13 protein-coding genes are annotated in these 12,250 nt (G+C 74.0%); 8 read left to right on the top strand and 5 right to left on the bottom strand.

The features are described 5' to 3' along the window. A partial coding sequence (locus IEZ12_RS04690) for a polarized growth protein Scy-related protein (RefSeq protein WP_505744207.1) occupies nucleotides 1-1,541 on the top strand: 1,541 nt, incomplete at its 5' end. Between the two features lie 108 nt (nucleotides 1,542-1,649). After that, nucleotides 1,650-2,579, top strand: coding sequence for a coiled-coil domain-containing protein (locus IEZ12_RS04695; protein WP_043916053.1), 930 nt, complete (start codon nucleotides 1,650-1,652; stop codon nucleotides 2,577-2,579). Between the two features lie 75 nt (nucleotides 2,580-2,654). Here the strand turns inward: IEZ12_RS04695 and IEZ12_RS04700 are convergent, their stop codons facing one another. After that, complete coding sequence (locus tag IEZ12_RS04700) at nucleotides 2,655-3,458, bottom strand: alpha/beta fold hydrolase (RefSeq protein ID WP_189270955.1); 804 nt, start codon at nucleotides 3,456-3,458, stop codon at nucleotides 2,655-2,657. A gap of 96 nt (nucleotides 3,459-3,554) precedes the next feature. Here IEZ12_RS04700 and IEZ12_RS04705 point away from each other — a divergent pair, with 96 nt between their 5' ends. Then, nucleotides 3,555-4,559 (top strand): ABC transporter ATP-binding protein, encoded by a 1,005-nt coding sequence (locus IEZ12_RS04705; RefSeq protein WP_189270956.1) that lies wholly within the window; start codon nucleotides 3,555-3,557, stop codon nucleotides 4,557-4,559. Between the two features lies 1 nt (nucleotide 4,560). Beyond that, complete coding sequence (locus IEZ12_RS04710; RefSeq protein WP_189270957.1) at nucleotides 4,561-5,328, top strand: ABC transporter permease; 768 nt, start codon at nucleotides 4,561-4,563, stop codon at nucleotides 5,326-5,328. Nucleotides 5,329-5,335: 7 nt separating this feature from the next. Here IEZ12_RS04710 and IEZ12_RS04715 read toward each other — a convergent pair whose 3' ends face one another. Continuing rightward, nucleotides 5,336-5,650, bottom strand: coding sequence for an Rv1322 family protein (locus IEZ12_RS04715; RefSeq protein WP_189270958.1), 315 nt, complete (start codon nucleotides 5,648-5,650; stop codon nucleotides 5,336-5,338). A 402-nt stretch (nucleotides 5,651-6,052) separates the two neighbouring features. Here IEZ12_RS04715 and IEZ12_RS04720 point away from each other — a divergent pair, with 402 nt between their 5' ends. Continuing rightward, the gene (locus IEZ12_RS04720; protein ID WP_189271116.1) at nucleotides 6,053-7,177 is read left to right on the top strand and encodes an LLM class flavin-dependent oxidoreductase; all 1,125 of its coding nucleotides are present in this window, start codon (nucleotides 6,053-6,055) and stop codon (nucleotides 7,175-7,177) included. 71 nt (nucleotides 7,178-7,248) lie between these two features. Here the strand turns inward: IEZ12_RS04720 and IEZ12_RS04725 are convergent, their stop codons facing one another. Further along, nucleotides 7,249-7,641: an SCO5389 family protein gene (locus tag IEZ12_RS04725; RefSeq protein WP_043916048.1), complete on the bottom strand. Its 393-nt coding sequence runs from the start codon at nucleotides 7,639-7,641 to the stop codon at nucleotides 7,249-7,251. A 533-nt stretch (nucleotides 7,642-8,174) separates the two neighbouring features. Between IEZ12_RS04725 and nucS the strand changes: the two genes are divergently transcribed. From nucS to IEZ12_RS04740, 3 genes are all read left to right on the top strand, one after another. Next, nucleotides 8,175-8,834: an endonuclease NucS gene (gene nucS, locus IEZ12_RS04730; RefSeq protein WP_043916047.1), complete on the top strand. Its 660-nt coding sequence runs from the start codon at nucleotides 8,175-8,177 to the stop codon at nucleotides 8,832-8,834. Between the two features lie 221 nt (nucleotides 8,835-9,055). Then, nucleotides 9,056-9,196, top strand: a complete 141-nt coding sequence (locus IEZ12_RS04735) for a hypothetical protein (RefSeq protein WP_189270959.1) — start codon at nucleotides 9,056-9,058, stop codon at nucleotides 9,194-9,196. Nucleotides 9,197-9,374: 178 nt separating this feature from the next. Then, entirely contained in the window at nucleotides 9,375-9,557 is a 183-nt protein-coding gene (locus tag IEZ12_RS04740; RefSeq protein ID WP_189270960.1) for a hypothetical protein, read from the top strand. Here IEZ12_RS04740 and IEZ12_RS04745 read toward each other — a convergent pair. Together IEZ12_RS04745 and IEZ12_RS04750 are read right to left on the bottom strand one after the other, a co-directional pair. After that, on the bottom strand, nucleotides 9,554-11,617 hold the full coding sequence (locus IEZ12_RS04745; RefSeq protein WP_189270961.1) for an ATP-binding protein: 2,064 nt from the start codon (nucleotides 11,615-11,617) through the stop codon (nucleotides 9,554-9,556). The genes IEZ12_RS04740 and IEZ12_RS04745 overlap by 4 nt on opposite strands. 247 nt (nucleotides 11,618-11,864) lie before the next feature. Beyond that, on the bottom strand, nucleotides 11,865-12,200 hold the full coding sequence (locus tag IEZ12_RS04750; protein ID WP_189270962.1) for an STAS domain-containing protein: 336 nt from the start codon (nucleotides 12,198-12,200) through the stop codon (nucleotides 11,865-11,867). Nucleotides 12,201-12,250 lie beyond the last annotated feature (50 nt).

Genomic DNA, 12,250 nt, shown 5'->3' on the forward strand with positions numbered 1-12,250 from the left:
GGGAGGTCGCCGAACTCCGCGCCACCGCCCAGCGCGAGACCACCGAACTGCGCGAGCAGGCCGCCGCGTTCGACCGGGAGCTGCGCGAGAGCGCGGCCGCCTACGACCGCGAACTGCGGGAGACCGCGGACCGCGACACCGCCGAGATCCGGGCCGTCGTCGCACAGGAGGTGGCCGAGCTCCGCGCCGCCGCCGACCGCGAGATCGCCGAACTGCACGCCGCGGCGGCCGAGTTCGCCGAGCAGCAGCGGGCCGCGGCGGAGGCCGGGGCGCAGCGCACGCTGGCCGAGGCGGACGAGCTGGCGGCGGCCGCGCTGGCGGACGCCGAGGAGCGGTCGGCGGCGCTGCGCGGCGACGCCGAGGAGTACGCGCTGGCGACCCGCACGCTGGCGGAGGAGTTCGACGCGGACATCCGGTCCCGCGCGGAGTCCTTCGACGCGGAGCTGCGGGAGGCCGCCGAGGCGTACGACAAGGCGACCCGCGAGCAGGCCAAGTCGGTGCTGGAGAAGGCGTTCACGGACGCCGAGCAGCTCGCCGAGCAGGCCCAGTCGGAGGCGCTGGCGGCGGCCGCGGCGGCCGAGGAGCAGGCCGACGCGCTGGTGACGGCGGCCCGCAAGGAGGCCGAGCGGCTGGTCGCGATCGCCGACGCGCAGGGCAAGGCCGAGGTGGAGAAGGCCCGTTCGGACGCGGACGCGCTGCTGAAGGAGGCCCGTCGGGACTCGACGGCGATCCGGGACCGCGCGGAGGAGCTGCGCGAGCGCACCGATTCCGAGATCGAGGCGCTGCACGAGCGGGCCCGCAAGGAGAACGCGCAGGCGATGAAGTCCGCCGGCGAGCGGGTGGACGCGCTGGTGACGGCCGCCCAGGAGCAGCTGACCGAGGCCGAGGAGCAGGCGCAGGCGCAGGTCGCGGAGGCCGAGGAGCGGGCGGCGAAGCTGATCGAGGCGGCCGAGACCCGGGCCTCGGACCTGACCTCGGAGGCGTCGGCGGAGGCCGGCCGGGTGCGGATCTCGGCGGTGCGCAAGGCCGAGACGCTGCTGAAGGAGGCGGAGAACAAGCTCGCCGACTCCACCACCCGGGCCGAGGCGCTGATCATCAAGGCGGAGGCGAAGCTCAAGGCCGCCGAGATGGAGTCCGAGGAGAAGCTGGAAGCGGCGGCCGACGAGGCCTCGTCCCGGCTCAAGCGCGCCGACGACGAGTCGGAGAAGCGGATCCGGCGGGCCGGTTCGGACGCCGAGGAGCAGCTGCGGCTGGCCGCCGAGGAGGCGGAGCGACTGCTCGCGGAGGCAAAGGCCGAGGCGAAGCGCGTGACCGACGAGGGCCAGCGGGAGTTGGACGAGTTGGTGCGCCGCCGCAAGGACATCAACACCGAGATCTCTCGGGTCCAGGACGTGCTGTCGGCGTTGGAGGCGTTCGAGGCGCCCGCGCCGGTGGCTCAGAGCAACGGGGGCAGTAAGAAGGACGGAGGGCCCAAGGCCGGTGCCGGGGTGGGCTCTCCACGATCGGGAGGCAATCGCTCCGGGGGCGCGCCACCCGATTGAGCGGACATTGTCCGCGAACCAACGGCGTTTCGTCGTTGACACTCCGGTACCGTGTCAGGATTCCCTCAACCATCTCAGCGGTTTGACGACAGGAAGCCCAGAAATCCCATGAGCGACAGTCACTCCCCGCACGGCTTCGACCTGGTACGCCGTGGGTACGAGCGCGCCCAGGTCGACGAGCGGATCGCCAAGCTGGTGGCCGACCGAGACAGCGCGCTTTCCCGGATCAGCGCGCTGGAGAAGCGCATCGAGGAGCTCCACCTCGAAACCCAGACCGCGCAGGCCGCGGTCACCGAGGCGGAGCCGTCGTACGCCGGCCTCGGCGCCCGCGTCGAGAAGATCCTCCGCCTCGCCGAGGAGGAGGCGAAGGACCTGCGCGACGAGGCGCACCGCGCCGCCGAGCAGCACCGCGAGCTGGCCGAGGCCGCGGCGCAGCAGGTCCGCACCGAGGCCGAGAACTACGCCAAGGACCGCAAGGCCAAGGCGGAGGACGAGGGCCTGCGGATCGTCGACAAGGCCAAGTCGGACGCGGCGCAGCTGCGCGCCGAGGCCAACAAGGACGCGCAGAACAAGCGCGAGGAGGCGGACGCCCTCTTCGAGGAGACCCGCACCAAGGCCGCGCAGGCCGCGCTGGAGTTCGAGACCAACCTGGCCAAGCGCCGGGAGCAGTCCGAGCGCGACCTGGCGGCCCGTCAGGCCAAGGCGGAGAAGCGCCTCGCCGAGATCGAGCACCGCGCCGAGCAGCTCCGCCTGGAGGCGGAGAAGCTGCGCACCGACGCGGAGCGCCGTTCCCGCCAGACCATCGAGACCGCGCAGCGCCAGGCCGAGGACATCGTGGCCGACGCGAACGCGAAGGCCGACCGGGTCCGCAGCGAGTCGGAGCGCGAGCTGGCGGCGCTCACCAACCGCCGCGACTCGATCAACGCGCAGCTGACCAACGTCCGCGAGATGCTGGCCACCCTGACCGGTGCGGCGGTCGCCGCGGCCACGCTGCCGACCGACGACTCGCTGGGCGTCCCGGCGCAGCAGTCGCGCTGACGTCCCGTCGGGGCCGCTGAGGTCCGACCGACCGCGAAGGGCCCGGAGCCTGCTGCTCCGGGCCCTTTCGGCGTGTCAGGAGCCGTGCTGCTTCAGGCGCTTGAGGAAGGCCCGGACGGCGGCGTTGAAGGTCTCGGGGGCCTCCAGCGAGGAGAGGTGGCCGACCGCCGGAATGACCGTCAGCTCGGCGTCCTGCAGGGCGTCGGCCATCATCCGGGCCTCGCCGAGCGGGGTGACGGTGTCGAGTTCGCCGACGATGACCGCGGCGGGCACCTCCAGCGCGGCCAGCGCCTCCAGCGAGTCGGGGCGGGCGGCCATCGCGCGCTGCGCCCAGGCGACTGCGGCCGGGTCCGCCTCGGCGATCATCCGGCGGACGGCGTCGACGAGTTCGGGATCGGTGCCGGGGGCGAGCAGGTTCTCCGCGGTGTTCTCCTCGATCAGCAGGTCGACGCCGCCGTGTTCGAGGACGGCGGCGGCGATGCGTTCGCGGTTGGCGCGGGCGGCGTCGGTGTCGGGGGTGGCCCTGGTGTCGGCGAGGACCAGGCCGGCCAGCCGTTCGGGGTGGCGGCGGGCGAAGGCCATCGCCACGTACCCGCCCATGGACAGGCCGCCGAGCACGGCCTGTTCGATGCCGAGTTCGTCCAGCAGGTGCGCCAGGTCGTCGGCGGCGGTGTCCAGGGACGGCGGCTCCTCGCCGAGCGGGGCGGCGCCGAAGCCGCGCAGGTCCGGCGCGACCACCCGGGCATCGTCCCCGGCCGGACCGGGTACGCGTTCCAGTTGCCCCTCCCACATGCGCGCGGAGAGTGGGAAGGCGTGCAGCAGGACGAGCGGGGTGCCGGTGCCGTTCTCGCGGACGACCGGTGCGCTGGGGGAGGTCATGGCTCCACCGTAGGGCCCGGGGGCCGCGCCCCGGACGACGATCGTCCGAATCATCCGTTTTTTGTCCTACCCTGGCGGCAGACCTAGGAGTGGCACATGATCGAGTTGCACCATCTGACGAAGCGTTATGGCGACAAGTTGGCCGTGGACGACCTGAGTTTCCGGATTCCGGAGGGCGTGGTCACCGGCTTCCTCGGTCCGAACGGCGCCGGCAAGTCCACCACCATGCGGATGATCCTCGACCTGGACCGGCCGACGGCCGGCAAGGTGACCATCAACGGCCGCAGTTACGCCTCCGTCCAGGACCCGCTGCGCGAGATCGGCGCGTTGCTGGAGGCGAAGGGCGTGCACCCGGGGCGGACCGCCTACGACCACCTGCTGTGGATGGCGCAGTCGAACCGGATCCCGCGCGAGCGGGTCGACCAGGTGCTCGACGTGGTCGGCCTGACCGCGGTCGCGAAGAAGCGCGCCCGGGGCTTCTCGCTGGGCATGGGGCAGCGGCTGGGCATCGCCTCGGCACTGCTGGGCGATCCGAAGATCCTGATGTTCGACGAGCCGGTGAACGGGCTCGACCCCGAAGGCATCGTCTGGATCCGGAAGTTGATGAAGGCGCTCGCCGCCGAGGGCCGCACGGTCTTCGTCTCCTCGCACCTGATGAGCGAGATGGCGCTGACCGCCGACCACCTGGTGGTGATCGGCCGCGGCCGGCTGCTGGCGGACCTGCCGATGGCCGAGTTCATCCGGCAGAACTCCCGCTCCGCGGTGCGGCTGCGCACCCCGCAGCCGGAGCAGCTGCTGGACGCGCTGCGCGGCGCCGGCCTGACCGCCGAGCCGGGCCCGGACGGGGCCTGGGAGGTGGTCGACGGCGACCCGGCCCTGCTCGGCGACCTGGCCGCCGCGCACGGCGTCACGCTGCACGAGCTGAGCCCCCAACAGGCTTCGCTGGAGGACGCGTTCATGCAGATGACCGCCGACTCGGTGGAGTACCACACCGACGTCGCCGCCACCACGGGCGCCACCGGCGCCGCCACCCCGCAGCCGGCGCAGCAGCCCGGATGGGGCGCCGGCTGGGACGCCCGCCAGGCCGGAAAGGAGAGCTGAGATGGCCGCGTTCCCCGCAGTCGTGCAGTCCGAGTGGACGAAGGTCCGCAGCATCCGCTCCACCGTGTGGACGCTGGTCCTCACCTTCCTGATCGTGGTCGCCATGGGCTTCGCGATCTCGCTGCTGACCAAGCTGAACTACGACCAGTTCACCGAGCACAACACCGCCCCGTTCGACGCGACGACCACCTCGCTCGCCGGGATCTCGCTCGGCGAGCTGGCGATCGTGGTGTTCGGCGTGCTGGCGGTCGGCAACGAGTACGCCAGCGGCATGATCCGGGTGTCGCTGGCGACCGTCCCGCAGCGCGGCGTCCTGATGGGGGCGAAGACCGCGGTGCTGGGCGTCCTCGCGTTCCTGGTCTCGCTGGTGACGGTGTTCGTCGCGTTCTTCCTCGGGCAGGCGGCGCTCGGCCAGTACTCCACCGGCCTCGGCGAGCCGCACGTGCTGCGGGCGGTGTTCGGCGCGGCCTGCTACCTGACGCTGCTGTGCCTGTTCTCGATCGGCGTCACCATGATGCTGCGCAACCAGGTGCTGTCGCTGGGCATCCTGATCCCGTTCTTCTTCCTGGTCTCGCCGATCCTGTCGATCGTCCCCAAGGTGAAGGACGTGGTCCGCTACTTCCCGGACCGGGCCGGCTCCGCGGCGCTCCAGGTCTACCCGACCGGGGACCACCCGTACGGCCCGTGGACGGGCCTGCTGATCTGCGCGGCCTGGGCGGCGGCCGCCCTGCTCGGCGGCTACCTGGTCCTGAAGAAGCGCGACGCCTGACGGATCGTCAGTACTTCGGAGCGCCGCGGCCCCGCAGCAGGTTGGAGCCGCGGCGCTCCCGCGCTCCCCAGCACGCCCGGTGCCAGTGCCGCCGGTCGTCCACTCCGCTGCTGTGGTCCGGCCACGCCACCACGTGCCCCACGCCCGGCGGGATCTCCTGGTCGCACCCCGGGCACCGGTAGTGCCGCCCGGCCGTCCCGGCCACGGTCTGCACGACCCAGTCCTCGCCCCGGTACGACTCCACCCGTCGCAGCGACCCGCCCATCGGCGCGGCGCTCTCTCGGTCCTCGGACTTCTGGATCCGGTTGCGTCGCGGTGACACGTGACTACCCCTCGTTCCGGCGCGTTGTCCCTCCAGGGTACGGGCCGCCGCGTCACCGGTGGGCGGCCGTGGCCGGGACGTTTCGCCCCAGGGGTCACGCACGCCACACCGGCCCCTTCCGCGCCACTAGCACGGATCACCGTCCGGCTTCAGCGATTCGACGGTAATCCACCCTTCCCTTGGGCAAATTGAGGGTTCGGCGTGCCATTGGCACATGACATGGGTTACTCACGAGGTGACACGGCGGGGCTCGCGAACCCTGCGCGCACCGAGGAGGCACGCCCCATGACGAAGACCACCGCCCGCCCGCACGCCCGCTCCGAACGGCGACCGACCGGCCGAGGGGTGGCCACGGCCGCCCAGCCGGCCCCGGAGCAGGGGCCGGGGGCCGACACGGACGCGATCCGGGTCGGCGCCTTCCTGCTGTCCGCGCAGTTCCCCGGGCAGAGCCACGGGGAGGTGCTGGACCGGACCGTCTCGGCGGCGCTGACCGCGGAGCGGGTGGGCCTGGACGCGGTGTGGCTGGCCGAGCACCACTTCGTGCCGTACGGGGTCTGCCCGGACGCGGCGACGCTGGCGGGGATACTGCTGGGCCGCACCCGGCGGATCGGGGTGGGCACCGCGGTCAGCGTGCTCAGCACCCGCCACCCGGTGGCGCTGGGCGAGCAGGCGGCGCTGCTGCACCTGACCTCCGGCGGCCGGTTCACCCTCGGGGTGGGCCGCGGCGGGCCGTGGATCGACCTGGCGGTGTTCGGCGGCGGCCTGGAGGCGTACGAGCGGGGCTTCCCGGAGCGCCTGGACCTGCTGCTGCGCTGGCTGCACGGGGCCCGGGTGGGCGGCTCTGGGCCGCAGTTCGACTTCCCGGAGGTGGCGGTGGTGCCGCGGGCCGTCGAACCCGCCCGGCGGACGGACCTGACGGGCTGGCTGGGCCTGGACGGGCCCGCGCCGACCGCCGCGGTGATTCCGCGGCAGCGCCAGGAGCCGCCCCAGCAGCCCCAGTCGGGCCCGCCGGTGGTGATGGCGTGCACCTCCCCGGCCGGGGTGCGGACGGCCGCCGAGCGGGGCCTGCCGATGCTGCTGGGCATGCACTCGGGCGACGAGGACAAGCGGGACATGCTGGCCGCCTACCGGGCGGCCTGGCGGGCCGCGGGGCGGGGCGAGGAGCAGTTGGCGCGGGTGCAGCGGGAGCACGTGGCGGCCGGCGTGGTGCAGGTCGACGACCAGGCGGGGGCGGCCCGGGACAGCCTGCTGCGGGCGATGCCGGACTTCTTCGCGTACGGGCTGGGCGCGCACCGCACGGTGGACGGCCGGGAGCGGTCGATGCGCGACCCCCGGGCGTACACCGAGCTGCTGTGCGACCTGCACGCGGTGGGCACGCCCCGGCAGTGCGCGGACCGGCTGCTGGCGACCGCGGAGGGCACCGGGATCCGGCGCTTCGCGCTGCTCGCCGAGGGTTCCGGGGACACCGCGGCGACGCTGCACAACCTGGACCGGATCGGCGACGAGGTGCTGCCGCAGCTGCGCTGAACGCATGCCTGCGGGCCGCCCCGGCCGGTCAGGTCCGGGGCGGCCCGGTGCCGGGCGGCGCCGAGTCGGCGTCAGCAGTCGCGCAACTCCGGCGACTGGTTGAGCAGTTGGGCCCGGACCGAGGTGAATCGGGCGAGCCGGTCGGCGGTGTCGGGACCGGGGGCGAAGACCGCGACCCGGTGGCAGTTCTGGAAGGCCAGCTGGACGCCGAAGTGGCGCTGCAGGGCTCCGCGGATGGCGTCGCTGGCCATCGCCCGGAGCAGCTGTCCGCGCTCCTGCTCACTCGGCGGGGGGACCTCGTTGTCGGCGAAGTCGGTTCCGTCGACCTTGAGTTGGGCCACCAGCGAGCTGATCATGTCCCAGGCGTAGGGCAGCGAGGTGCGGACACAGTCGACGAACTCCCGCTCGTCGACCTCGCCCCGTTCGGCCTTCTCCAACAGGGCCGGTGAGACGTCGAGCGACATGGGTTCTCCTCTCACGGTCCGCCCCGACGGATTCGACGGGGCGGTCGTACCGGGGTGCTGAGGGTGCGTTGGACGTGCGGTGGACCACGCGCGATGTTCGAATGCCGACGGCGCGACGGGGCTGGGGGATGCCGCCGCGTAATCGAGGTCCTGGCCAGGGGGTCAGACCAGCGTGTCAGTCCTTCCCGGACCCGGCTGGAGAATCCGGGGATTGCCACCCGAATCGCCGTGCCGCAGCCGAGATTGGCCGGAATCAGTTGTGCACCGACCCTGTACGCCGAGCTGGCCCGGCTCACCGGTGGTGGCCGTGCGGTCACCATGTTTCGCCCCTCCCGGCCGACCCACACCCGGTCTGCGGACACTCGCTTCAAACGGCCTCCGGGCCCGCCTCCCGACAGCCGCCTGTCTCGGGAATCGCGCCCCCTCGACCCACTGCACGCCGGCGCACCCCTCCCCTCCGCACGCCCCCTCCCCGCGCCCGCCGAAATCGAACAGGGACGGGGGCACTCCCGGCGGGCCGTAGGCTTGTCCCCATGCGTCTTGTAATCGCCAAGTGCACCGTGGACTACGCGGGCCGCCTCGCTGCACATCTGCCCTCCGCCGTGCGCCTGGTGATCGTGAAGGCCGACGGGAGCGTCAGCATCCACGCCGACGACCGGGCCTACAAGCCGCTGAACTGGATGTCCCCGCCGTGCTCCCTGAAGGAGACCGAGGGGGTGTGGACGGTCACCAACAAGGCCGGCGAGAAGCTGATCATCACCCTGGAGGACGTCCACCACGACTCCAGCCACGAGCTCGGCGTCGACCCCGGCCTGGTGAAGGACGGCGTCGAGGCCCACCTGCAGGAGCTCCTCGCCGACCGGATGGAGGTCCTCGGCGCCGGCTGGCAGCTGATCCGCCGCGAGTACCCCACCGCGATCGGCCCCGTCGACATCCTCTGCCGCGACTCCGACGGCGCCACCGTCGCCATCGAGATCAAGCGCCGCGGCGAGATCGACGGCGTCGAGCAGCTCACCCGCTACCTCGACCTGCTCAACCGCGACCCGCTGCTCGCCCCGGTCAAGGGCGTCTTCGCCGCCCAGGAGATCAAGCCGCAGGCCCGCGTGCTGGCCACCGACCGCGGCATCGGCTGCGTCGTCCTCGACTACGACGAGCTGCGCGGCATCGACGACGACAAGCTCAAGCTGTTCTGACCCCGGCGGCGACGAACCTGCGGCGGGCCCCCTGGCGGGCCGCCGCCCGCGTCCGCCTGCCAGGATCACCGCATGCCCGTGCGAAGCGCTGAACCGGTCGGCCGGTACGAGACCCATCTCACCCTGGCCCCGGCCGAGGTCGACGCACTGGCCGCATGGGCGGCTGCGCACGGCCTGGAGTTCACCCACATCCTGCTGGCCCGCGGCCGGCACCCCTCCCGATGCTGTCCTGGCAGTGCGACGGCACCCTGGCCGCCCAGCACCGCCGCGCCGCCGCCGAGACGGCCCGCCTGCGCGCCGCCGGGTTCACCCCGGTCCGGGTGAAGATCGAGGCCGCGCCCTGGACCTGGGTCCGCGACTGACCCCGCCGCCCTTCCAGTGGATCTGCCCGCCCGGGACCCCCGATTCGGTTAGGCGTGCCCGCGCTGCCGGAATCCCTGAACGGCAGCGGCGCTCGGCATCCGGTTCGACCCGGAGGGCGACCCGGGCCAGTGCGGCGGGCGCCAGGGCCGACCGGGCGGGTGCATCCTCACGTTCCTCGTGGCGGACACCCCGTCCGTCTCCCTCGACATCCGGTACGCCGGGAACGGCGACGTCCGCCAGTGCGGCGGCGCACTCCCCAACGACCGCTTCACCGCCACCCCGGGCCACCCGGTGCCGCTCACCGTGGACACCGACAACCGCCCCGGCGGCTGCCGGCTCCAGCTCCGGCTCAACGTCTAGCCTGCGGCCGGACTGCCCGACGGGTCCGGGGAGGTCGCCGGCGGGGAGCTCGGCGGAGTGCTGGACGGCGGCGGGCTGGCGGGCTGGGTGGGCGGCTTGGTGTTCTGCGGCGGAGAACTCGTCTGCGGCGGCGAGGTCTTGGTGCCGGTCGCCGTCGCGGTCGACTTCGTGCCGGTCGGGCTGCTGCTCGGCCGGTGGGTGGCGGAGGGGCTGTCACTGGCCGACTCGGTCGGGCTCTCGGACGGCGTCGCGCTGTCGCTCGCCGACGGCCGGGGGCTGGCGCTGGGCCGGGGGCTGGTGGTCGCGTCCGGCACGGGGATGTCGTCCGCGGAGCTGCCGGGCTGCTTGCCGGCGGGGGCGTCCTCGCTGCTGACGGCCACGCCGATCGCGGTGCCGAGCACGCCGAGCGCCATCACCGCGGCGCCCGCCGCCAGGGCGGTCTTCCGGGCCCCGGCGGGGGCCCGCTTGCGCAGCCGGGCCGGGACCTGGGCGATCGCCCGGATGGTGCGCCGCCCGCGCACCGGCTGGGTGTCGCCGACGGTGAGCGCCGCGGTCTCCTCCAGGCGGATCACGTCGAGCATCCGCCGCGCCACCGCCCCGCCGCGCTGGTCGCCGGCGGCGGCCCGCAGCGCGAGCGCCGCCTCCAGCTCGCCGACGGCCCGCTGCGGATTGCCGACGCACAGCGCGTACACGCCCAACTCGTGGTGGAACCAGCCCTGTTCGGCGGTCGCCCCGAGCATCCGGGCGGCCTCCAGGCCGAGTTGCAGGGCCCGCTCCCAGGCGCCCCAGCGCAGCGACAGGGCGAGCGCGGGCGCGGCGGCCCGGGCCAGCCGCAGCACCTGCTCGGGCCGGTCGGCGTTCCGCTCGGCGCGCAGCACTGCGAGGATCACCTCGGCCTCGGCGGCGATCTGGCGGGTCGTCACCGAGGCGTGCCCGACCCACCAGGACAGGTGCTCGGCCGCGCCGTGCGCGACCCCGCCGGCGGCGAACGGGGCCGGCTGCCCGTCCGCGTCGGACTCCAGTTCGGGCAGCAGCACGGCCAGCACGCCCTCGGTGAGCCGGTGGTGGCCGCCCACCGACACCGCCAGGCCGTGGTCCACCAGCTCCTGCAGCGCGCTCTCGCCGAGACCGACGTCGATCAGCGCGGGCAGGTGCGGCGCGGTCGGGCACTCCCCCTCCAGCGCCAGCGCCAGCCGCAGCACCCGCCGGGCCGGCTCGCTCAGCCCCTGCACCAGCAACCGGGCCGGAGCGGCGCTCTCCCCGACCGACGGCAGCGGCACCCCGGCCCGCAACTCGGTCTCCAACTCGGCCGGATCACCCGGGAGTTCGTACTCCTGCGCGAACCCGAAGACGCTCCGCCGGTCCTCCTGCGCGGCGACCAGCGCGTCCACCGCGACGTCCCGCTGCCGCAGCAGCGCCGCCGCCCGGACGAAGCGCAGCGGCAGGCCCTCCGACTCGAACCACAGGTCCACCGCCCAGGCCCGCTCGGCCTCGTCCAGCTGACGGCCCGCCAGCCGCGCCGCGAGAGTCAGGCACGCCGGCCGCGACAGGCCCGCCACCAGGTGCTCCCGCAGCCGCGAACCGGGCGGCGACGGCGGCGCGTCCGGCGCGGTGCTGATCAGGAACGCGCACTCGGGGGCGATCGCCAGCAGCTCCTCCAGCTCCTCGCCGGACGGCTCCACATCGTCGATCACCACCACCGCGGCCACCCCGGCCAGCAGTTCGACCAACTGCTCCCGGTCGGGCCGGAAGTCCGGCGCGTGGTGGGTCGCCGCGAACAGGTCCTGCAACAGGTCGGCGGACGTCCTGCGGTAGCCGCTCAGCCGCACCACGCCGTCCGGCGCCAACTCCCCCGCGACCTCGGCGACCGCCGCGAGCAACGCGGAGCGGCCCGACCCGGCCTGCCCGACCAGCCGCACCGAACGGCCCTCCCGGAGCTGCCCGAGCACCGCCGCGACGTCGCCGTCCCGGTCCAGCAGCGGCAGGTCCCCGGGCCCGGCCCCCAACGCGAGCGGTCCCACCGCGGCGGTCGGCCCCAACTCCGGCCGCGCCTGCACCAAGCCGCGGATCCGCCGAGGCTGCGGCAGCCACTCGTCCGGACAGTGCCGCGCCTCCGACCCCTCCGGCCCTCCGACCACCACCAGCCGCTCACCGCTGACCAGTTCCCCACCCCGCGGGCGTATCCCACTCGGCTGACCCACGTCGCTGCTCCCCGCCACTCGGACACCTGACCGGAGACTTTCCCACATGACCGAACCGGGTCAACACACCGGGTAGTTGTGGGGAGAGGAGAAGGCGGACGAGCGATCAGCTCAGCGCGGGCAACGTCGTCCCCACCGGGTCCTGAACCGCCCCCTCCACCGCCAGGATGCGGTGCAGCCGGGTCGCCACCAGCAGCCGCTGGAGTTGCATCGGCACGTCCCGCAGGACCAGCCGCCGCCCGGCCCGGCCGGCCCGGCGGTGGGTGCCCATGATGACGCCGAGGCCGGTCGCGTCCCAGGATTCGAGCCGGCCGAGGTCGAGGACGAAATCGCCCTCGCCGCCGTCGACCGCGGCGTGCAGCAGCGCCTTGGCGTCGGCGGCGCTGCGCACGTCGAGCCGCCCTTCGACGGCCAGTCCGGTGTGGTCGCCGCTGATGCGCACGCTGTCCTCCTCCTCGGCCGTGTGCCGTTGTCCGTCCGCCGCGTTGCGCC

It is taken from the genome of Kitasatospora griseola (assembly GCF_014648555.1).
In the GTDB taxonomy this organism is placed as follows: domain Bacteria; phylum Actinomycetota; class Actinomycetes; order Streptomycetales; family Streptomycetaceae; genus Kitasatospora; species Kitasatospora griseola.

What these genes read in the sequence shown, in the direction of transcription:
- IEZ12_RS04705 (WP_189270956.1), top strand. Translation starts at nt 3,555, where the DNA reads ATGATCGAGTTGCACCATCTGACGAAGCGTTATGGCGACAAGTTGGCC.
- nucS (WP_043916047.1), top strand. Translation starts at nt 8,175, where the DNA reads ATGCGTCTTGTAATCGCCAAGTGCACCGTGGACTACGCGGGCCGCCTC.
- IEZ12_RS04710 (WP_189270957.1), top strand. Translation starts at nt 4,561, where the DNA reads ATGGCCGCGTTCCCCGCAGTCGTGCAGTCCGAGTGGACGAAGGTCCGC.
- IEZ12_RS04735 (WP_189270959.1), top strand. Translation starts at nt 9,056, where the DNA reads ATGCTGTCCTGGCAGTGCGACGGCACCCTGGCCGCCCAGCACCGCCGC.
- IEZ12_RS04725 (WP_043916048.1), bottom strand. Translation starts at nt 7,641, where the DNA reads ATGTCGCTCGACGTCTCACCGGCCCTGTTGGAGAAGGCCGAACGGGGC.
- IEZ12_RS04700 (WP_189270955.1), bottom strand. Translation starts at nt 3,458, where the DNA reads ATGACCTCCCCCAGCGCACCGGTCGTCCGCGAGAACGGCACCGGCACC.
- IEZ12_RS04695 (WP_043916053.1), top strand. Translation starts at nt 1,650, where the DNA reads ATGAGCGACAGTCACTCCCCGCACGGCTTCGACCTGGTACGCCGTGGG.